Here is a 21,479-nt window from a genome sequence, read left to right as displayed (position 1 = left end):
GGGTGCCGGCGAACAAAGAACATACCGAAGCTACTCCCTCGTCGCTCGCCGTGGCGGCGGGGGAGTATCTCGATTACCTCGCGGTCGAGCGGGGTTTGGCGCGCAACACGATTGCGGCCTATCGTCGTGACCTGACGACGTACTGCGCCTATCTGGAGCGGGCGGGTATTGTGTCTTTTGATGAGGTGACTCGTCAGGTCGTGGAGGGCTTTGTCGCCGACCGTCGGGATGGGGGCTATTCCGATGCCTCGGTGGAGCGTGCGCTTGCGGCCGTGAAGGGCCTGCATGCCTTTTTGGTGCGCGATGGGATTGTGGCCCAAAATCCAACGGCGGCGTTGCGCCTGCCTAAAAAGGCTGAGCGTTTGCCGGAGTATCTATCGGTGGAGGATGTCTCGGCGCTGCTCGATCAAGACTTCCCCGAGGGCGAGATGGGCTTGCGCGACCATGCCATCTTGGAAGTGCTCTACGGATGCGGCTTGCGTGTGAGCGAGTTGGTGGGGCTCGATGTGGACGATATCCATATCGACGATGGCTTTGTGCTCGTTCGCGGTAAGGGCTCAAAGGAGCGCCTGTCTCCGTTGGTGGGAAGCGCGGCGCGAGCTCTGACGCGCTATATAACTAAGGGGCGTTCTCGCTTGGCGGCCCATGCCCACGGAACCGAGACCTCGGCGGTCTTTTTAAATAAGAACGGCCGCCGTCTGTCGCGCCAGGGCATCCATGCCATCTGTGAGCGCTACGGGCGCCAGGTGGGGCTGGTGGGACTCCATCCCCATACGCTGCGTCACTCCTTTGCCACCCATATGCTTGCGGGCGGTGCAGACCTCCGTGTGCTACAGGAGATCTTGGGACATGCCGATATATCGACCACGCAGGTCTACACGCATGTCGATCGTACGCAACTGACCGAGGTCTATCTGGCGGCGCATCCGCTAGCACATCGCTAGCACCTCGCTGACCTGCATATTTATAAATACTAAAGGGGACGGGCCCCAGATTGCCGAGACGCACTTTTGCGCGCATGGGCAATCTGGGGCCCGTCCCATTTTTCGCTAGACACCGATGCGACGGTGGGCCGTGTGTACCGTGGGTGGGGGAGTTTGGGGGCGATGTGAACGGCGTGTAAAGGGACGTAAAAATCGCCTCAAGGTCAACTTGAAGGTTGAGGTTCGCGGGTGTGGTTCTACAGGTGGCATCCCGCCTTTGCTGCAAACACAACATATTGTGTTTTCGAACATATGCTCGGGGGTGTTTTACAACATATTGGGGGTGGAATGGTGGGGCGGGGGGGGGGAAGGGGGGGGGAAAGGTGTTGAAAAATGGGGCGGTTCCCCATATTATTAATGACGTCGACAGGCGGGGTGGTTCCCCGCGTACGTGCCATCTGAGTAACCGAGGGGAGGGCGCACATGGGAATGACTGGTGCATACGAGCGCAATCTCGATGCAAAAGGTCGTCTGTCCCTGCCTGCACCCCTTCGCGAGGAGCTTGGAGAGCACGTTCGCGTGTTCAAAGCCCTGGATGTCGATGCTCTGTACGTGTTCTCTGCCGAGGCCTTCGATAAGTGGGTCGAAGGACTCTTCGCGGGTCGTGAGGGCCACGAGGGTTTTAACCCGCGTGACATTAACGACCAGAAGCTCATGAGGGCGATCAACAAGCGCACTACGTCGATGGACGTGGATAGCGCCGGTCGTATCGGTCTTTCCGAGTCTCTCCGCAAGCAGGCGAACCTCGACCGCGAGGTCACGGTTGTGGGCAACTACGACCACCTTGAGGTTTGGGATCGCGCCGCGGCCGATGAGGACGATGACGATGAGGCCCTGCTGGACCTCTTCTTCTCGTAAGGGCAAGGCACGGGTAACGGATGGAGCGTGGGATCTTGACACAAGAATATCGGCATGAACCTGTCATGCTCGGCGAAGTGCTTGAGTCGCTGCGGCTAAAGAGCGGCTCCGTTGTCTGCGATTGCACCCTTGGCGGTGCCGGCCATTCGGTAAAGATGGCCGCGCAGGTGGGGGAGACGGGCCTTTTGCTCGGCGTCGATCAGGACGACATGGCCCTCGAGGCCGCTGGCGCCCGTCTGGACCGCGAGGTTCCCGGCGTTCCGCACCAGCTGCTGAAGGGCAACTTCGGCGACTTGGACGAGCTGCTTTGCTCGGCCGAGGTGCCCGGGGTCGATGGCTTCCTGTTCGATTTGGGCGTTTCGTCACCGCAACTCGATATCCCTGGCAGGGGCTTTTCGTATAACGAGGACGCCCCATTGGACATGCGGATGGATCCGGGTAATAACACCTTAAACGCAGCTGAGGTCATCAACACCTATAACGAACACGACCTCGCCCGGATTCTACGCGTCTACGGCGAAGAGAAGTTCGCCTCGCAGATCGCGCGCGAGATCGTGCGCCGCCGCGAGCAAGAACCGATCGAAACCACCGGCCAATTTGTCGAGATCATCAAGGCGGGTATCCCGGCTGCCGCTCGTCGGCATGGCGGACACCCGGCCAAGAAAAGTTTCCAGGCCATTCGCATCGAGGTCAATCACGAGCTCGATGTGCTCGAACGAGGGCTTGATGCCGCCACCAGGTGGCTCAACCCGGGCGGACGTATCTGCGTCATCTCGTATCACTCGCTCGAGGACCGTATCGTAAAGAATCACTTTAAGGAGATGAGCCAGGGGTGCACGTGTCCGCCGGAGATTCCGGTGTGCGTGTGCGGCAACGTGCCGATACTCAAGGTCATCACTCGCAAACCCTTGGTTGCCCAGCCTGATGAGGTTGAGCGCAACCCTCGGGCGAGATCAGCCAAAATCCGCGTGGCGCAGCGTCTGTAGGCGCGACCGCGCGATATTGGACCTCCCGCTCGCACCATAAACGAAGCTTAAACATACTACCAACGTACTCGGGATGGGAGGCGGCATATCATGGGCTACGACACTTCAAGCGCAGCACTCGCCTATGATATGAACGCCATGCCCGCCTATCGTGAGACGCCGCAGGCCCCCGTTGCTCCCCGTGAGCAGCGCACGCCGCGCTTTGATGTCTACACGGGCGCGGGCCGTCAGGCAAACCAGGCGGTAAGCCCGGTTTTCATGAGCGTTCTTAAAACGTTTTGCATCATTGCGGCTATCTTCATGACGATCGGCGTCGCCCGCGTGGCGCTCGCCGGCGTTACGGCCCAGGTGCTCAACAGCAACGCCGAGCTTACCAACACGCTCGAAAAGGCGACCGATGAGAGCTCCGACCTGGAGGTCATGCATTCGGTCTATGGCGCCGACACGCGCATTCGCGACCTTGCGGGCGCTTATGGCATGGTGGAGCCCAGCGAGAGCGTTACACTTGACTTTTCGCAGGATGCAGCCGCGGGCGCCAACGCGACCGCGACCGCTCAGTAGCAAGACGGTAGCTGAGTATGACAAATGACTATCGCCGCGGTTCCGATGGGGGCCGCGGTTCTGGACGTCCCTCGTCGCGGGGACGTTCTGGTTATCAAGGAACGGGTCGGCAATCTTACAACGCCGGGCAGTCCCGTGGCAACGACCCGGCGTCGCGACTTCGCGGCTCGGGCGGCCCTCAAGTGCATAACACCAGGTCGCGCAAGAGTTCGTCGACCGAATGGCTCACAGGCACGCCTCTGCCTCGCCGCAAAGCCGTCATGGGCTTCATTGGGCTTGGCTTGGGCTTGGGCGTCTTTCGCCTTGCCGACTATCAAATTGTCGAAGCCGATAAACTGCGCGAGCGTGCCGATGCGCGCCGCCTGCTTGCGCAGACCCTCTATGCCAAACGTGGCACCATCTACGACCGCAACGGTAACGTGCTAGCGTCGTCGGTCGAATGTCGCAACATCGCCGTGAACCCCCAGCTTGTCGAGGATGTTGACAAGACGGTGTCGGCGCTGGTCAAGGCAACTGGAATCGATAAAAAGACCTGCCGCAAGCTCGTTGAGTCCGATGGAACCTGGGTGTATATCAAGCGCCAGGTGGACGAAGACGACGCTGCGGCGCTGGAGAAGAAGAACCTGCCCGGCGTGCTTTTTGAGCAGGCCATGAAGCGCGTATATCCATACGGCAATCTGGCATCGCAGGTGCTGGGTGTAGTGAATGTAGACAACGACGGCTTGACGGGTCTCGAAAAGCAATACAACAAGCTTCTGACCGGCACGAACGGCTCTCTCGTACGCGAGCGCGCGAGGGACGGCAGCTATATCGCGGGCGGTGCCTATAAAAAGGTGGCTGCGGTCGACGGCGTTGATATCGTGACGACGCTCGACGTCAATATCCAGCGTGCGGCCGAGGATGCCCTGGCAGAGGCTGTGGAGAAGACAAAGGCCAAGAACGGCTCGGCGCTGGTCACCGATCCTACGACAGGCGAGATCTTGGCAGCCTGCTCGTATCCGACCTACGACCAGACCAATTTGGAAAACGCCAAGACCGAGGATATGAACCTGCGCCTGGTCACCGACGCCTACGAGCCCGGCTCGGTCTTTAAGACGCTCGTGGCGGGCGCCGGCTTCGACTTGGGTGTCGTGCGGTCGAGTACGTCGTTTGAGGTGCCGGCGAGCATCAAGGTGGGCGACGATACCGTCACCGATGCCGACAAGCGTGACTACGCCATGACCATGGATGTGCGCGAGATGATGCGCCGTTCGTCCAACGTGGGTTTTGTCCTGGTGGGGCGCAAGATCGGTGCCGACGACTTTGCCGCCTATGTGGACAAGTGGGGCATCGGTCACAGCTCTGGTGTCGATTTTCCGGGCGAGAGCCTGGGCATCGTCAAGGAGCGTGACCAGTATGACGGCGCCACGCTGGGCTCGATGAGCTTTGGACAGGCGCTGTCTGTCTCGCCGATTGAGATCGCACGTGCCGTGGGCGGCATCGCCAACGGCGGCGTGATGATGACCCCGCACTTCTATAAGTCCAGCAAAGGCGACGAGAAGGACTGGGGCGAAGGCGAGCGCGCGATTTCGGAGGACGCCGCATCCCAGGTGACATCGTGCATGCAGACGGTCGTGTCTGAAGGCACGGGCGTTGGCGGCGCAGTTGACGGCTATGACGTGGCGGGCAAGACCGGCACGGCCGAACGTGCCGACGAGAACGGCGGCTACCTCAAGGAGAACTACATGTCGTCCTTTATGGGCTTTGCACCGGCACAATCGCCCAAGGTGCTGTGCTATATCACGCTCGACGGAACGCCGAGCGGCTCAGATGCCGCTGCGGTGCCGTTCCAGTCAATTATGGCCAACGCGCTCGACGTGCTGGGTATCCCGCACACGAAGTAGGGGGTTACAATCTTTGGGGCGTGGTTTGTTGTCCCATATGAGGGGTGTTCACATGCCCTGCACCACGCATGCGCGGCGCTGGGATACAATACGCCGATAGCATTATTTAGGTTTACAGGGGAGCTGCAATGATAGAGATCGCCGTCAACAACCTCGCGGCCGCAACAGGGGCCCGAACCGTGACGGGAGAAGTCGATCTGGTATGCCGCGGGTGCGTTATCGACTCGCGCCAGGTCGAGGAAGGGACGATTTTCGTCGCCTTTCCCGGTGAAAACGTCGACGGCAATGATTATGCTTCCCGTGCCGTCCAGTCGGGTGCCGGCGCCGTCGTGATGACGCGTGAGCCCGAGGCCGAGCTGGTCTCGCTGGCGCAGGACAAGGGCTGTGCCATCTTGCTGACCGATGATCCCGAGGAGTTTCTGCTGCGTTTGGCGCACGCGTATCGCCTGGAGCTTGGCTGCCTGGTCGTTGGCATTACCGGTTCCATCGGCAAGACGACGACCAAGGACGTGCTCGCCGCTGTGCTCGCCAAGCGCTATCGTGTCTGGGCCACCAAGGGCAATTTCAATAACCTGATCGGCATGCCGCTCACGGTGCTTTCCGCTCCGGCCGATACCGAGGTTCTGGTGCTCGAGATGGGCATGAACCATTTCCACGAGATCGAGCGCCTGTCCCAGTCCGCCAATCCCAACCTTGCCATCGTGAGCAAGATCGGCACCTCTCATATCGGCATTTTGGGCAGCCGCGAGAACATCGCCCGCGCTAAGGCCGAGATTGTACAGGGCATGTGCGCCGCCGGCGACTATTTGCCGCTGCTGGTTTTGGGCGGCGAGGACGACTTTACGCCGTTCATTCGCGACACGTTCGCCCAACCTGCTGGTATCGACGTGATGCTGGCCGGCGTCTCGGACGATGATGAGGTCCGCGCCCGCGACGTTCGCGTTGATGACGAAGGCCGTCCGGTCTTTACGCTCGATTTTGGCCAGGGTGAGACGATCGATACCATGCTTGCCATCCCCGGCGTGCAGTCCGTTCCTAATGCCGTTAAGGCCGCCGCGGTTGCCTATCGCCTGGGCGTGACGCCCGAGCAGATCGATGCTGCCTTTAGGGGTCTCACGATCACCGGACACCGCCAGGAGATCAAGCGCGCCAAGAGCGGTGCACGCGTCATCGATGACTCCTATAACGCCAGTGCCGAATCCATGGCTGCTGGCCTCGATCTGCTGTGCTCGCTTTCGTGCACGGGGTCTCGCATGGCGATCCTGGGCGAGATGGGCGAGATGGGCGATGAGGCTCCTCGCATGCATGAGCTCGTGGGCGCCTATGCCGCCGCCAAGAAGCTCGACATGCTGGCGTGCGTGGGTGGTGAGCTGGCCCAGCTTATGGCCGATGCCGCACGCATGATGGGCATGGACGAGGACCGCATCCAGGTGTTCTCCGATTATCAGCAGGTGCTCGACCGCATGGGCGGCGCGCTTGAAAAACATGATGTTGTACTGGTCAAGGGTTCCCGCTTTGTTGAGCTCGACCGCTTTGTGGAAGGTGTGTGCTAGCCCATGTTCGGCAATCCCTCGTATCCAACGTATCAGGCTTTTTTGGGGCTTGGCATCGCCGCAGCCATTGCGCTGCTGCTCATGCCGTGGTGGATCAAGCTGCTCAAGGTCGAGGGTATCGGCCAGCAGGTTCGTGCCGACGGCCCCAAGCGTCATTTGGTTAAGCAGGGAACGCCCACCATGGGTGGCGTTGTCATCCTCGTCGCGATCTCGCTGACCTGCCTGCTGATGGGCAAGCTCACCACCGAGCTCGTACTCGTACTGCTCGCCACGCTGGCGACCGGCGTGCTGGGCCTGATCGACGACCTGACCTCCGTTACGCATGGGCGCTCGCTCGGTCTGACGCCTCATGCCAAGATGATCGGCCTAACCATTATCTGTGTCACCTTTACGGTACTTGCCGTCAACTGGTGCGGCGTCGCCCCCGAGATTTGTTTTCCCGGTGGGTTGACGATCGACCTTGGCGTGCTTTCGACCACCATCTGCGGCTATTCGTTCCCGTGGCTCTATATTGTCTTTTGCTGGCTGATGATTGCCGGTCTTTCTAATGCCGTGAACCTGACCGATGGCCTTGACGGTCTTGCTGGCGGCACCTCCATGATCGCCATGCTCGCCATGGCTGCCATGGCGTTTTTGCACGGAGACGTGAACCTGTCCATCTTCTGTACCGCGTGTGCCGGTGCCTGCTTGGGCTTTCTGTGGTTCAACTGCTATCCGGCGAGCATCTTTATGGGCGATACCGGCTCGCTTGCTCTGGGCGCCGCGTTTGCCTGCACGTCCATCATGACCAACACCGAGGTCGTCTCCCTCATCATCGGCGGCCTGTTTATCGTTGAGACCCTGTCGGTCATGATTCAGGTTGTCTACTTCCATTTTACGCACAAGCGCGTCTTCCTTATGGCGCCCATCCATCATCATTTCGAAAAGAAGGGTTGGGCCGAGACCAAGGTCGTCATCCGTTTTTGGATTATCGCTGCGGCATTTGGTGCCGTTGGCCTTGCTCTGTTCTGCCAGTTGGGATAGTGGTCTTTCATGTCTCTTGCTGATGTCTTTAGCTTGCTCGTTTTGGGTCAGGGCAAATCCGGTCTCGATGTCGCCCGCTGGGCGCTGGCACATCCAGAGCGCGTAAGCGCCGTTACCGTGTATGGCGGCGGCACCTCTGAGCCCAATGACGCCACGCGTGCGCTCGAGGCTGCCGGTGCGTCGTTTGTCTATGGGACCGAACAGGTCGAGGGCGCCTATGACGTATGCGTGACGTGCCCGGGCATCTCGGAGTTCTCGGGCTTCTTTAAGGCCGGGCGCGAGCATGCCGCCCAGATTATGGGTGAGCCCGAGTTTGCCTATCGCCTGTCGCCCGATAACTGGATTGCCATCACGGGCACCAACGGCAAGACGACCACCACGTCGCTGACCGATTATCTGCTCAAGGCTTCCGGTGAGGCCAGTGTAGCTGTCGGCAACATCGGTGAGCCGCCTATCAACGAGATTGACGGCCGAGCCCACAACGAGTGGTTTGTGGCTGAGCTCTCGAGCTATCAGATTGCTACGACCACCGAGCTCCACCCTCGCGTGGCAGTGCTGCTCAACATCACTCCCGACCACTTGGGCTGGCATAAGAGCCATAAGAACTATGCGCTTGCCAAGATCAAGCTGTTTGACAATATGGTCGATGACGATCTGGTGGTTGTCGACGTCGAAGACGCCGGCATTCACGAGTTCGATGAGTACATCTATAAGCCGGGTCGCCGCATCTGCAAGGTCGCTTTTGACGAGCCCGAGGGTGCAGACGCCGCCTTTGTGCGCGACGGCAAAATGGTCGTGCGCCTGAAGGGCGTCGAGACTCAGCTTGTCGCCACGTCCGAGCTCAAGATTTCGGGCCACCACAATGTCATCAATGCCTTATGTGCCGCCACGGCTGCTCTGGCCGTCGGTGCCGATGTCGATGGTGTCCGCCGCGGTCTGGCCTCGTTCCAGCCGCTCGAGCATCGCGTGGAGCCGTGCGGCGAGATTGACGGTGTGCGCTACGTCAACGATTCCAAGGCGACCAACACCGACGCGGTCGAGAAGGCACTGACGGCATTTCCCGATGACGACGTGATCTTGCTGCTCGGCGGCCACGATAAGGGCACGCCGCTCACGGACTTCGCGCGCGTTGTTATGGATAACGTGCGCTCGGTCGTCTGCTTTGGCGATGCGCGCGAGCGCTTCACCGCCGCTATGGACGAGGCCGATGTCGATGGCGATGTGGATATCGCCCAGGCGGATGACCTACGCGATGCCGTGGACGTTGCCCGTTCGCTGTCGAGCCGTGGCGACGTGATCTTACTTTCTCCTGCCTGCTCTTCGTTCGATGAGTTCTCGGGCTATGAGGAGCGCGGCCGCGTGTTTAAGGACTATGTGGCCCAGCTTGCCGCTGCAGCGAAATCGCAAATGGAATAGGGGTTGCCGGTGAGAGAGGAGAGCCCCCGACAAGGTATGAGGACGCCCGACTCGGACCGTGCTTCCTCGCGGCGTAGCACACCGCGTTCCGGTCGCGGCGGGCAGTCGTTTAGCGAACGCTATATTGCCGGCGTTCCCGCCCGCATCATGCGCCCCCGTCTGATATTCATGGCCTGTCTGTTTATCTTGGTGTGTTTTGGCCTGCTGATGGTGTACTCGGCGTCTTCGGTCGAGGCACTGCACGAGAATGGCTCAGCGACGTTTTTTCTGGGTCGACAGGCTGCGTTTGCCGTGGTTGGTGTTCTGGCGCTGATTGCCATCGTGCGCGTTTTGCCGGACAGCTGGTTTGGGGAGGATGTGCTCAGGATCTTCCTCATAGGCATGATAGGGCTACTGTTTCTGGTGTTCTTGGTGGGCAGCGGCAGCCGTGGCGCCACGCGCTGGCTCAACATCGCCGGCATTCAGTTCCAGCCTTCCGAGTTTTTAAAGCCATTTGCCATTGCGTATTCGGCCATCATGCTTGATCGCTTCTTTTCGCCCGGTGGCAACATCAACGAATTCCTTCGCAAGATGGGCATCTACCTGGGCATTTCGCTCTTTCTGATCTTTATCCAGCCCGATTTCGGTACCGTCCTGATCATCCTGCTGACCCTCATGTGCATGGCGTTGTTTGCGGGTCTCGACCCGAGATTTATCATCGGCGTGCTAATCTTCGGCATTCTCGTGATCGTGATTGCACTTGTCGCAGAGCCGTACCGTATGGTGCGTATTCAGGTTGCCTTGAACCCTTGGGCTGATGAGTATGGTGACGGCTATCAGGCCACGCTTGCCATCATGGCCTTTGCCTCGGGCGGTCTGTTCGGCCGTGGCATCGGCAACTCAACCATGAAGTACTCGTATCTGCCCGAGGCGCACAATGACTACATCCTGGCCATCATTGGCGAGGAAGTCGGCTTTGTCGGAACCGTGCTGTTCTTCTTGGTGTTTGCGATGCTGATCTACTCGGCGTTTCGCATTGCCGAGCAGGCGACCGATCGTCGGGGCGCGCTTATGGCGTCTGGCTCCGCGGTCATTCTCGCGGTGCAGTTTTTGATTAACGCGCTTGGCATCCTCAACGTGTTTCCCATGACGGGCAAACCGTTGCCGTTTATTAGCTACGGCGGTTCGTCGATTATCGTGTCGCTTATGCTTGCCGGGTTGATTCTGCGCGTTTCGTACGAGAGCGCCCGCCGCGATGAGTATGACCGCCGCCGTGAGAGCTTTGCCGTTATGGACGAGAGCACCGCCGGCGTGGCCCACGTGCGCGGTGAACGACCTTCGCGTAGCGGCTTTACCGTTCTGGATGGCTCTGCGACCGAGCCGGCAGCTCGTCCACGTCCGCGGACGGCGCCGCAAGGTCGTCCGCAGCGCCCCAGTCCTCGCAGTGCGGGCGGCGGATATAATCGAATCGATTTGAACTCGGACCCGTCGGCGCGTTTGCGCACCGACGACCAGGGACCGCGTGTACGAAGGGACTACCATGACCGATAAGATGACCGTTGCTATTGCAGCCGGCGGCACGGCAGGACACATTAACCCCGCGCTCGCTTTGGCCGAGGAGCTGCATGACCGTGGCCACCACGTTGTGTTCGTGGGCCAGTCGCGCAAGCTCGAGGGTCGTCTGGTCCCCGAGGCTGGGTTTGATTTTGTGCCCATTACGGTCACGGGCTTCGACCGCTCCCGTCCCTGGACAGCGCTGACCTCGCTGTGGCGTGTCAACAAGGCCAAGCGTGCGCTCGCCAGTCATTTCTCAAAGGTCGGCAAGCCCGATGCTGCCATCGGTTTTGGTGCCTATGTCGAGGTTCCGCTGCTGGGGTGGTGCAAGGGCGCAGGCGTTCCGTATCTGCTACATGAGCAGAACTCTGTTCCGGGCCTGGCCAACAAGATGATGAACTCCCACGCCGCTCGCGTGTGCATCTCGGTGCCGGCAGCGCGCTCGGTCTTTGAGCGCGAAGGTGACCCTGACCACGTGCTCATGACCGGCAACCCCGTACGTCGCTCGGTGATCGAGGGCGATCGCGCTCGCGGCCGCAAGGCACTTGGCGTTCCCGAGGACGCTACGCTGCTGCTCGTCTTTGGCGGTTCACTTGGCGCCCAGCACCTCAACGAGCGCGCGGTTTCGCTCAAAAACGAGCTGCTTTCGCGCAAGAACCTCTATGTGTTGCATTCGACGGGTGCCGACGGCTTTGAGGAGACCGAGCGCGCTTTGGCGCTGACGCCCGAGGAGGCGAAGCGTTACCGCGTCCAGCCTTACATCGACAACATGGGCGATATGCTGGCTGCTGCCGATTTGGTGCTCTCGCGTTCGGGTGCATCGAGCGTGGCCGAGATCGCTGCGCTCGCCGTGCCCTCGATACTCGTGCCGTATCCGCATGCGACGGCCGACCACCAAACCACCAATGCCCGTTATCTGGTCGACGCCGGGGCCGGCGTGCTCTGTGCCGATGCCGATATCGACGGTTCTGCCTTTGCCGATGAGCTGCTGCACCTGGTCGATGACGCGGCAGAGCGCGACGTCATGCGTCAGGCGGCGCGTGGTCTGGCTCAGGATAGGGCCGCCGCTCTTCTGGCCGATGCGGTAGAGGGTTTGCGTTAGTTAGACGGGATATCGTCGGTCGCCCTCGCGCTGATGCGGTAGGTGCGGTACAGTTAACGGGTTACAGGCAGTGTTTACGCAAGGAGTACACGAGCACATGGCTGATTCCCAGACTGCAACCTCCGCGCCCGAGTTTAAGAGCGCCCACTTTATCGGTATCGGCGGCGCCGGCATGAGCGGCATCGCCCTCGTTCTGCACGAGCGCGGTTATGCCGTTACCGGCTCCGACCTTAAGACGTCACGTTATATCCGCCAGCTTACCCGCGCTGGTGTGAAGGTGCACGTGGGCCATGAGGCAGCCACGATCGACGAGGTCAAGCCCGACGTGGTTGTTGTCTCCACCGCTATTCCGGAGTCCAACCCTGAGCTCGTTCGCGCTCGCGAGCTTGGTATTCCCGTGTGGCCCCGTGCCAAGATGCTCTCTGCTTTGGGCCACGGCTACACCACCGTCGCTGTTGCCGGCACGCATGGCAAGACCACCACGTCTTCGATGTGCGCCACCATGCTCGACCGCATGGGTCTGGATCCGAGTTTCTTGATCGGCGGCATCGTTGAGGGCTATGACACGAACGGCAAGAACGGCTCGGGCGACTACTTTGTCGCCGAGGCCGACGAGTCCGACAGCTCCTTTCTGTTCCTGAACCCCAACGTGGTCATTGTGACCAACGTCGAGGCCGACCACCTCGATCACTACTCGGGTATCGAGGAGATCGAGGCAACTTTCGCCAAATTCATGAGCCTGGTGGGCGAGGACGGCACCGTCATCGTCTGCGGCGAGGACCCGCATCTGGTCGAGCTCGCCAAGTCGACGGGCCGTCACGTGCTTTCCTACGGCTTTGCCGAGAGCAACGACATCGTCTGCGTGCACCCGGATGTCAAGGGCATCCAGAGTGACTTTATCGTTCGCTTTGAGGACGGCACTGAGCACGCTGTGGAGATCAAGAGCAATCCCGGTCGCCACAACATGCTCAACGCCACGGCCGTGCTCACCGTCGCCCATGTCCTGGGCCTTGACATCGACGCCGCCGCCAAGGCGCTCTCGAGCTTTGAGGGCGTCCGCCGTCGCTTTACCCACGTGGGCGATATCGATGGCATCACCGTGGTCGATGATTACGGCCATCACCCCACCGAGATCAAGGCGACGCTTGCCGCCGCTTCGTCGCTGGGCTACAAGCACGTCGACGTCGTGTTCCAGCCGCACCGCTATTCGCGCCTGCAGGCCCTGTGCGACGACTTTGCCGATGCATTTGCCAATGCCGATAAACTGCTGCTGATCGATGTGTTCTCGGCTGGCGAGATGCCCATTCCGGGTGTCACCTCTAAGATGCTCGCCGATACCGTGCGCGCCAAGCATCCTGGCAAGGAGGTCGTGTACTGCTCCAGCCGTCTTGAGCTCAATCAGGAGCTCGAGCAGATGGTGGGCGAGGGCGACCTGCTGCTCACCATGGGTGCCGGCGACGTTACGACCGTCGGTCCCGAGTTCATTGAGTATCTGACTGCCAAGAAAGACGCTTAAGTCTAATGGGTCTGTTTAACGCCGTCATGGCGCTCTCGGGCATGATCGACACGGATGTGATCGAGGACGAGCGCCTTGCGCGTCATACGAGCTATCGTATCGGCGGCAAGGCCGACCTCTTTGTGACGTGCCATAGCTATCATGCCCTCCGCCGCGCCGTGGCGGTGCTCGATCGCGAGCAGGTGCCGTGGGTCATCATCGGCAAGGGCTCCAATCTGCTGGTTGCCGATGGCGGTTATCGCGGTGCCGTCATTTCGCTCGGACGTGAGTTCCAGCGCACGGTTGTTGCCGATGACGGTTGTACGCTGACGGTCGGTGCGGGCGTGATGTTTGCGCGCCTGGTCAACGATGCCCTGTCGCGTAGCCTCTCGGGCCTTGAGTTTGCCGTTGGCATTCCTGGTTCGGTCGGCGGTGCGATATCTATGAATGCCGGCACGCGGACCGAGTGGATTGGCTCGCTGGTTGAGGATGTCGTAACGTTTGACCCGGCATCCGGTATCAAGCATTATGCGGGGTCCGAGATCACTTGGGGCTACCGCGAATGTAGCCTTCCCCGCAATGAGATTATCCTCGAGTGCGTGCTCAAGCTTAAACCGGCGCCCAAGGCCGACATTCGCGAGCGCATGGAGCGGTACCTGACGAGGCGCAAGCGTACGCAGCCCATGGGTCGCGCATCCTGCGGGTCGGTCTTTCGCAACCCGCCCGATGCGAGTGTGGGCAAGCTTATCGAGGATTGTGGATTAAAGGGTTTTTCGATTGGCGGCGCGGAAGTTTCGCCCGTTCACGCTAATTTTATCGTTAATAACGGAACTGCCTCGGCCGATGACGTTGCCGCGGTTATCAGACATGTGCACGGAAAGGTGAGGGAGGCGTATGGCATCGAGCTCAGACCGGAAGTTAAATTCCTCGGCTTCTAGAGCATCGAAACCCACCTTCCGCCGCGCCGGAGGGCGTTCCGGCGCGCCTGCCAAACCTCAACGCAATACCGTCGCGCACTCTAAGTCTGTCGGGCATGCTCGACAGACCAGTCGTCCGGTTGTCGGCTCGCAGCTCGGTAATCGTCCGGCCGCAAAAAAGTCCTCGCGTCCCTCGGTGACGTCAAAGCCTGTTATGGGCGCCAAACCCGCCCGTCCCATGGCAACTCCTAAGCCCTCGACGGGAACTAAAGCGCCGCGTCCAGGTCGCACGCTGGGCGCATCGAAACCGCGCTCGCTGACATCGGTGCCGGCTACCGCCAAGAAGCCTTCGGGTAAAAAAAGCGTCAACCCGTTATCTTCACTTGGGGCGATGGTAAATAAAACATCAGACGCCGCTTCTGTCGTTGCAGGCAAAGGCAAAATCGTGGGCGGCGTTCTGGCCGCCTTGGCCGTGCTCGTCGTCGTTGCCATCGTGGTGATCAACTCTGGATTGTTTACCGCCACTGATATTCAGATTCAAGGCAGCGAGCATGTGACGAAGCACGATGCTATCCAGCTGATCGATTTGCCCGAGGGAACGTCGCTTTTTAACGTCGATCCCGACCAGATTACCGAGGACCTCAAGCAGAATCCGTGGGTCTCGGGCGTGGATGTCCAGCGTCAGTTCCCGCATACGCTCATCATTACGCCGATGGAGCGCAAGGTCATCGCAATTGCCTATATCAGTTCCGATGACCTTGCCTGGGCCATCGGGGATGATGACACCTGGATCGCCCCACTGTCGACGTCGGTCGAAGTGGACGACCAAGGCAACGTCATCACGACAGGGCAGGGCTCAAATACCTTGACCGGAATCGATGCCGCGCTGGCGCTCGCTAAGCACTATGGCGCGGTGTTGTTGACTGATGTCTCGGCGGATGTCGCTCCGGTTTCCGGCCAGGCGGTGAGCTCCAAGGCCGTTAAGGCTGGCTTGGATTATGTGCGTGGTTTTTCGAGCGAGTTCTTGGGACAAGTCAAGGATATTTCCACGCCTTCGGTCGAAGCCATCTCGGCAAACCTCAATAACGGCATTGAGGTGTCGCTGGGCGATTCGAACGATATCGTCAAGAAGGAGCGCGTAGTCACCAAGCTGCTTTCGCAGGTAGAGGGCGTAACGTATATCAATGTGCGCTCTCCGGGTAACTATACATTTAGGAACGCTCCGACCTCGTAGCGCTGGTTGATGCTTTGTTGAGGGGCCATACCACGCCGTTTATCTGGTTTGTTTGGTTTTCACGGTCAATTATTTGACTGATACGTTCATAATGTGCAAACATAATACGGTTTACCTTTGCATTTACTTTCAACCTGAAGGTTAATGTGCGCAGGGGTCGACCCATGCTATGGCTATAACCTTTGTTCGGAGGACCGACATGCACGAGACAGAGATCAACAACTACCTTGCCGTCATTAAGGTGGTCGGCGTCGGCGGCGGCGGTACCAACGCGGTCAATCGAATGATCGAAGAGGGCATCCGCGGCGTCGAGTTTGTTGCCATCAACACCGATGCTCAGGCACTCGCGATCTCTGATGCCGATATCAAGGTGCACATCGGCACCGACCTTACCCGCGGCCTGGGCGCCGGCGCCAACCCCGAGGTTGGCCGCAAGGCTGCCGATGAGTCCCGCGACGACATTGCCGAGGCGCTCGCTGGCGCCGACATGGTGTTCATCACCTGCGGCGAGGGCGGTGGCACCGGTACCGGCGCTGCTCCCATCGTTGCCGATATCGCGATGAACGAGGTCGGTGCGCTGACCGTCGCCGTCGTGACCAAGCCCTTCACCTTCGAGGGCCGCAAGCGCAAGAAGAGCGCCGAGGAGGGCATTAAGACCCTCTCCGATTGCGTCGACACCATGATCGTCATCCCTAACGATAAGCTGCTCGACATCGCCGAGAAGAAGACCACCATGCTCGAGGCCTTCGCGATTGCCGATGGCGTCCTTTCCCAGGGCACCCAGGGCATCACCGACCTCATCACCGTCCCCGGTATCATCAACCTGGACTTCGCCGATGTTAAGACCATCATGAAGCAGGCCGGTACCGCCATGATGGGTATCGGTACCTCTTCTGGGGACACCCGTGCCGTCGACGCTGCCCAGCAGGCCATCTCCAGCCCGCTGCTCGAGAGCTCCATCGATGGTGCCACGCGCGTGCTGCTCTCCATCGCCGGTTCCAAGGACCTGGGCATCCAGGAGATCAGCGACGCCGCCGACGTTGTCGCCAACGCCGTCGACCCCGAGGCCAACATCATCTTCGGTACCGTTGTCGACGAGTCCCTGGGCGATCAGGTGCGTATCACCGTCATCGCTACGGGCTTCTCCGACTCCAACGTCAACCGTCAGGACGAGCTCTTTGCTGCTCAGCAGTCTCAGAGCAAGGCCGCTGCCTCCGCTGAGCCGCAGCGCACCGCTCCTGCCACGAGCCCGGCTCAGGCCGCTCCGACCCGCAACGTCGGTGGCACCGAGCTTCCTAACTTCGGCAACGATCAGTTCGAGCTTCCCGACTTCCTGAAGCGCGGCAGCTTCTAAGTCGTTCTTTGCATTGTTGTGCACAGGGGCGTGTCCGTATGGACGCGCCCTTTTTATTTCGACTTTGTAAACTAGAACCTCCAATCTCTTTACGTTCCCTTTACGATTGCCTCCAGCGCAGCAGGTATCCTTTTAGAGAAGTATGACAGCCGTATAAACGCGGGCTGTAGCGGCGATGCCGCGGTACTTGTGTTATTAGGAGGCTTTAGTATGGCAGCACGTGCGGACAAAGTTTCGCGTGTCGACCATGATGGAGTTACGTTGGTGGAGGGCGCGACATCCGATGTTCGCTTTGCCTTCACCGAGCGCGCCGGTGGCGTTTCCGAAGATGCGTACTCCTCACTCAACTTGGGCTCGCATGTTGGCGATGACCCCTTTGCTGTTCAAGAAAATCGTTGTCGTGCGCTCGAGGCTATGGGTGCCGCCGAGTGCGAGCACAACCTGCTCGTTCCCAATCAGGTCCATGGTGATCATATCGTTGCGGTGACCTCGAACGGCGCCGATGACCTTGAGGACGTTCGCGAGCAGATTGCCGAGGGCTGTGATGCCATCGTCTGCACGGCGCATAACGTGCCCGTGCTGCTCTGCTTTGCCGACTGCGTTCCCGTGGTGCTGGTGGCCCCCGGCGGATTTGCCGTGGTGCACTCCGGTTGGAAGGGCACGATTGCACGTATTTCCGCCAAGGCGTGCCAGGCGCTTTGCGATGCTGCCGGTTGCGATGCGAGCGACGTTTCCGCCTATATCGGCCCCCATATCTTGGGTGACGAATATGAGGTATCCCAGGAACTCATGGATCGCTTTGCCGCCGAGTTCTCTTGCATCGATGCGAATACCTCTCGCATGCTTGATCTTTCCGCTGCCATTCGCGAGGCGCTGGTAGATGTCGGTGTCGACGCGGATGATATCGTGGATACCCAGCTTTCGACCGTGCGTCAGAACGACCGCTTTTATTCCTACCGTAACGAGGACGGCACCTGTGGGCGCCATGCTGCGATCGGCGTGATGCTATGAGAAAGATCGTATCGGTCCTGAGCGCCGCTGTGCTTACGCTTACGCTGTGCGCCTGTTCTTCGGGATCTTCTACCTCTTCCATTACCGTGGCCGGCTCCACGACCTGCCTTCCTATCGCCGAGATTGCGGCCGAGGGCTTTAAGGAGGAGACCGGCATCGACGTGCTCGTTTCCGGTTTGGGTTCTTCCGCTGGGATCGAGGCCGTCAGCGCCGGCACGGCCGATATCGCCAGCTCCTCCCGTGGACTCAATGCCGACGAACAGGATCTGGGCCTGACTCCCATCGTCATTGCCCACGACGGTATTGCGGTCATCGTGAACGACGACAACCCCGTCGATAACCTCTCGACCGAGCAGCTCCGCGATATCTACGCCGGCAAGATTACCAATTGGAAAGAGGTCGGTGGCGAGGACCTGAGGATTCAGGTCATCAACCGAGACGAGGCGTCCGGTACGCGCGAGGCCTTCCGTACCATCGTGATGGATGGCACGCCGTTCGATCGCCGCTCGGCTGTTCTTTCGGGTACGGGCCAGGTGCGCGACGTGGTATCTCGTTCGCGTGGGGCCATCGGCTACATTTCGCTGGGCTTCGTCGATAGCCTCAACGCCAAGACCTCGGTCAAGGCTGTCTCGGTCAATCATGTTGAGGCGTCCGAGAAGACGGTCGCGAGTGGCGGCTATCCCATCTCGCGCGACCTTTACTTCTTTGTGAAGGGTGCGCCTTCGCAGCAGGCGCAGGATTACATCGACTACGTGACGTCCGAAAAGATGGACAAGCAGATTCGCGAGGCGGGCTTTATTCCCGTCACCAACGACGAGAAGGGGAGTGAGTAGCATGGAAGCACAGGAAAACTCCCAGACTGAGCAGAATGCTCAGGCACCCAAGAAGCGCGAGCTGGCGCTCGTATCGCGCAGTACCTATATCAAGGAGAAGGCGCTGCAGTGGATCTTCTTTGCCTGCGCGTTTTTGGCGGTCGTTACCGTCATCCTGATTTTTGTCTTTACCACGTACTCGGCGCTGCCCGTCTTTACCGACATCGGTCTGGCGGACTTCTTTAGCTTTACGTGGGCGCCCTCTGAGGGCCACTACGGCATCATGTCGCTGCTTGCCGGCTCAGGTCTGGTGACCGTCGGTGCGCTCGCCATGGGCGTGCCGCTGGGCGTGGGTACGGCCGTTTACCTGGTCGAGATTGCCAGCAAGCGCGTGCGCAAGCTCATCAGCCCCGCCGTTGACCTGCTGGCGGGCATACCCTCCATCATCTACGGCTTCTTTGGCATGATCATCATCCGCCCGTTTATCGCACAACTGACCGGCGGCCTTGGTTTTGGTGCGCTGACGGCGTGGTTTGTGCTCGCCATCATGATCGTCCCTACCATCACCACGCTCACCATCGATGCCCTCAATTCCATTCCCATGGGCATTCGCGAGGCATCGTATGCCATGGGTGCTACTAAGTGGCAGACCATCTATAAGGTCGTGCTACCTGCCGCTAAGCTGGGTATCGTGGATGCCATCGTGCTGGGTATGGGCCGTGCCATCGGAGAGACCATGGCCGTGCTCATGGTCGTGGGTAACGCCCCGGTTATTCCCGACAGCGTTGCGAGCCCTATCTCGACGCTCACGAGCCAGATCGCGCTCGACATGAGCTATTCCTCGGGTCTGCATCGCTCGGCGCTGTTCGGCATGGGCGTGGTCCTGTTTATCATCTCCGCCACGCTGGTGGGCATCGTCCGTCTGATTTCCAAGAAGAAGAGGGGGTAGGCTATGTCCGATTCCGTTGACACGACGGTCGATACGACCTCGTCGCGCGAGCGCATCAAGCGTGCCCTTTCCCACGGCAAGAAGGGCCGCATCAACAAGGACCTGTCCAACAAGATCATGCTTGGCGTGTTTCGTGCCGCTGCCTACATCACCACGCTGGTGCTGGTCGCTATCATCGCCTACGTGGTCATCAACGGCCTGCCACACATCTCGCTCGACTTTATCTTCGGTTGGCCCCAGGGCGTCAACGCCGAGGGCGGAATTTGGCCCACGATCGTCTCGACCGTCTACGTGACGGCGCTCGCCATGCTTATCTGCACGCCGATCGCTGTGCTGGCAGCCGTCTATCTGGCCGAGTACGCCAAGCAGGGCAAGGTCGTCGAGCTCATTCGCTACGCTGCTGACGCTTTGGCCTCGGTGCCCTCCATCGTTATGGGCCTGTTTGGCTACGCCTTGTTTGTCGAGGCCATGGGCCTGGGCCTTTCGATGGTCTCGGCCGCCCTGGCACTCGCGCTCTTGATGCTTCCCATCGTCATGCGTACCACCGAAGAGGCCATTCGCGCCGTTCCGCGCTATATCCGCTGGGGCGCATATGGCCTGGGCGCCACCAAGTGGCAGGTTGTCTCCAAGATCGTGCTTCCCTCTGCCTTTGGCCGTATTGCCACGGGCATCGTTCTCGCCATCGGCCGTGCCATTGGCGAGACCGCGGTGGTGCTCTATACCATGGGGCAGGCCATCAATCTACCTATTTCGCCGCTCGATTCCGGCCGCCCCATGACGGTTCACCTGTATCTGCTTGCCAACGACGGCATCAACATGAACGCAGCCTACGGCACCGCGCTCTTGCTGATGGTGATCATTCTGGCCTTCAACCTGTTTGCGCGCTTCCTGTCGCGCAAGCGTCGCTAGTTAAGGAGTCCCATGTCCGTTTATCAGTCCGCTCCCACGTTGGAGCAAGCGGCCATTACGGCCAAGGATTTCAACTTTTGGTACGGTGACTTTCATGCGCTGACGGGGCTTGACCTCAACATCGCCAAAAACGCCATCACCTCCTTCATTGGCCCTTCGGGCTGCGGCAAGTCGACGTTTTTGCGCTGCATCAACCGCATGAATGACCTGATCGAGGGCACGCGCGTCGAGGGCACCATGACGCTCGACGGCAACGATATCTATGTCGAGGGTGTCGACCCGGTCGATCTCCGTCGTCGCGTGGGCATGATCTTTCAGCAGCCCAACCCGTTTCCTAAATCCATCTACGAGAATGTCGCCTTTGGCCCTCGTCTGCAGGGCGTGACTAGCAAAAGTGACCTCGATGACATCGTGGAAGAATCGCTCAAGCGCGCCAACCTCTGGAAAGAGGTATCCAATCAGCTCAACAAGGATGGTTTGGCGCTCTCGGGCGGTCAGCAGCAGCGTCTGTGCATCGCGCGCGTGCTTGCGGTGCAACCCGATGTTCTTCTGATGGACGAGCCCTGCTCCGCCATCGACCCCACGTCCGTCTCTAAGGTCGAGGATCTGATGGCCGAGCTGGCGCCCGAGATGACGATCATCATCGTCACGCATTCAATGCAGCAGGCAGCTCGCATTAGCGACTACACCGCATTCTTCTTGCAGGAAGTTGCCGGCGAGCCCGCTACGCTCATCGAGTATGGTCAAACCGACGCGATCTTCACCAGCCCGGTGGACTCGCGGACGGAAGACTATATCACCGGCCGCTTTGGCTGATCGGTGCGACTAGTCCCAAGCCGATCGGATCTGGTCCGGTGCGTATTCACTGTGCGGGCGGCATGACCGCACCCAACTGATTGG

The 21,479-nt window shown here is 60.0% G+C and carries 19 protein-coding genes; all 19 read left to right on the top strand.

Annotated features, from left to right (window positions below):
- The first annotated feature begins 2 nt into the window (after window positions 1-2).
- The 19 genes from xerD to pstB all read left to right on the top strand — a co-directional run bounded on the left by xerD (window position 3) and on the right by pstB (window position 21,395).
- On the top strand, window positions 3-944 hold the full coding sequence (xerD, locus tag DWX39_RS05280; RefSeq protein ID WP_117758736.1) for a site-specific tyrosine recombinase XerD: 942 nt from the start codon (window positions 3-5) through the stop codon (window positions 942-944).
- Window positions 945-1,406: 462 nt separating this feature from the next.
- Complete coding sequence (locus tag DWX39_RS05275) at window positions 1,407-1,841, top strand: division/cell wall cluster transcriptional repressor MraZ (RefSeq protein ID WP_006234269.1); 435 nt, start codon at window positions 1,407-1,409, stop codon at window positions 1,839-1,841.
- A 20-nt stretch (window positions 1,842-1,861) separates the two neighbouring features.
- Entirely contained in the window at window positions 1,862-2,827 is a 966-nt protein-coding gene (gene rsmH, locus DWX39_RS05270) for a 16S rRNA (cytosine(1402)-N(4))-methyltransferase RsmH (RefSeq protein ID WP_006234266.1), read from the top strand.
- A 90-nt stretch (window positions 2,828-2,917) separates the two neighbouring features.
- On the top strand, window positions 2,918-3,388 hold the full coding sequence (locus tag DWX39_RS05265) for a hypothetical protein (RefSeq protein ID WP_117758735.1): 471 nt from the start codon (window positions 2,918-2,920) through the stop codon (window positions 3,386-3,388).
- Between the two features lie 182 nt (window positions 3,389-3,570).
- Window positions 3,571-5,271 (top strand): penicillin-binding protein 2, encoded by a 1,701-nt coding sequence (locus tag DWX39_RS05260; protein WP_332068160.1) that lies wholly within the window; start codon window positions 3,571-3,573, stop codon window positions 5,269-5,271.
- Window positions 5,272-5,399: 128 nt separating this feature from the next.
- Entirely contained in the window at window positions 5,400-6,824 is a 1,425-nt protein-coding gene (murF, locus tag DWX39_RS05255; RefSeq protein ID WP_117758734.1) for a UDP-N-acetylmuramoyl-tripeptide--D-alanyl-D-alanine ligase, read from the top strand.
- A gap of 3 nt (window positions 6,825-6,827) precedes the next feature.
- Window positions 6,828-7,847 carry a phospho-N-acetylmuramoyl-pentapeptide-transferase gene (mraY, locus tag DWX39_RS05250; RefSeq protein ID WP_117758733.1) on the top strand — a complete coding sequence of 340 codons (1,020 nt, stop codon included), beginning with the start codon at window positions 6,828-6,830 and terminating at the stop codon, window positions 7,845-7,847.
- A 9-nt stretch (window positions 7,848-7,856) separates the two neighbouring features.
- Window positions 7,857-9,263 (top strand): UDP-N-acetylmuramoyl-L-alanine--D-glutamate ligase, encoded by a 1,407-nt coding sequence (gene murD, locus DWX39_RS05245; protein WP_117758732.1) that lies wholly within the window; start codon window positions 7,857-7,859, stop codon window positions 9,261-9,263.
- Between the two features lie 36 nt (window positions 9,264-9,299).
- Window positions 9,300-10,793, top strand: a complete 1,494-nt coding sequence (gene ftsW, locus DWX39_RS05240; protein ID WP_117758731.1) for a putative lipid II flippase FtsW — start codon at window positions 9,300-9,302, stop codon at window positions 10,791-10,793.
- The gene (gene murG, locus DWX39_RS05235) at window positions 10,783-11,898 is read left to right on the top strand and encodes an undecaprenyldiphospho-muramoylpentapeptide beta-N-acetylglucosaminyltransferase (RefSeq protein ID WP_117637519.1); all 1,116 of its coding nucleotides are present in this window, start codon (window positions 10,783-10,785) and stop codon (window positions 11,896-11,898) included. Before ftsW ends, murG begins: the two co-directional genes overlap by 11 nt.
- 97 nt (window positions 11,899-11,995) lie before the next feature.
- A complete protein-coding gene (gene murC, locus DWX39_RS05230; RefSeq protein ID WP_099431529.1) occupies window positions 11,996-13,414 on the top strand; it encodes a UDP-N-acetylmuramate--L-alanine ligase in 1,419 nt (472 codons plus the stop codon).
- Window positions 13,415-13,419: 5 nt separating this feature from the next.
- Window positions 13,420-14,331: a UDP-N-acetylmuramate dehydrogenase gene (gene murB / locus DWX39_RS05225; RefSeq protein ID WP_006234257.1), complete on the top strand. Its 912-nt coding sequence runs from the start codon at window positions 13,420-13,422 to the stop codon at window positions 14,329-14,331.
- A gap of 424 nt (window positions 14,332-14,755) precedes the next feature.
- Window positions 14,756-15,544, top strand: coding sequence for a cell division protein FtsQ/DivIB (locus DWX39_RS05220; RefSeq protein ID WP_227790121.1), 789 nt, complete (start codon window positions 14,756-14,758; stop codon window positions 15,542-15,544).
- Window positions 15,545-15,743: 199 nt separating this feature from the next.
- On the top strand, window positions 15,744-16,898 hold the full coding sequence (ftsZ, locus tag DWX39_RS05215) for a cell division protein FtsZ (RefSeq protein WP_022094491.1): 1,155 nt from the start codon (window positions 15,744-15,746) through the stop codon (window positions 16,896-16,898).
- A 210-nt stretch (window positions 16,899-17,108) separates the two neighbouring features.
- On the top strand, window positions 17,109-17,909 hold the full coding sequence (locus DWX39_RS05210) for a polyphenol oxidase family protein (protein ID WP_117758729.1): 801 nt from the start codon (window positions 17,109-17,111) through the stop codon (window positions 17,907-17,909).
- Entirely contained in the window at window positions 17,906-18,742 is an 837-nt protein-coding gene (locus tag DWX39_RS05205) for a phosphate ABC transporter substrate-binding protein (protein WP_055251678.1), read from the top strand. Before DWX39_RS05210 ends, DWX39_RS05205 begins: the two co-directional genes overlap by 4 nt.
- A 1-nt stretch (window position 18,743) precedes the next feature.
- Window positions 18,744-19,670, top strand: coding sequence for a phosphate ABC transporter permease subunit PstC (gene pstC, locus DWX39_RS05200; protein WP_117758728.1), 927 nt, complete (start codon window positions 18,744-18,746; stop codon window positions 19,668-19,670).
- Between the two features lie 3 nt (window positions 19,671-19,673).
- Window positions 19,674-20,579, top strand: coding sequence for a phosphate ABC transporter permease PstA (pstA, locus tag DWX39_RS05195; RefSeq protein ID WP_006234250.1), 906 nt, complete (start codon window positions 19,674-19,676; stop codon window positions 20,577-20,579).
- A gap of 12 nt (window positions 20,580-20,591) precedes the next feature.
- Complete coding sequence (pstB, locus tag DWX39_RS05190) at window positions 20,592-21,395, top strand: phosphate ABC transporter ATP-binding protein PstB (RefSeq protein WP_117758727.1); 804 nt, start codon at window positions 20,592-20,594, stop codon at window positions 21,393-21,395.
- Window positions 21,396-21,479: the final 84 nt, after the last annotated feature.

It is taken from the genome of Collinsella sp. AF19-1LB (assembly GCF_003459655.1).
GTDB lineage: Bacteria > Actinomycetota > Coriobacteriia > Coriobacteriales > Coriobacteriaceae > Collinsella.
This window is presented reverse-complemented; position numbering and strand designations above follow the sequence as displayed.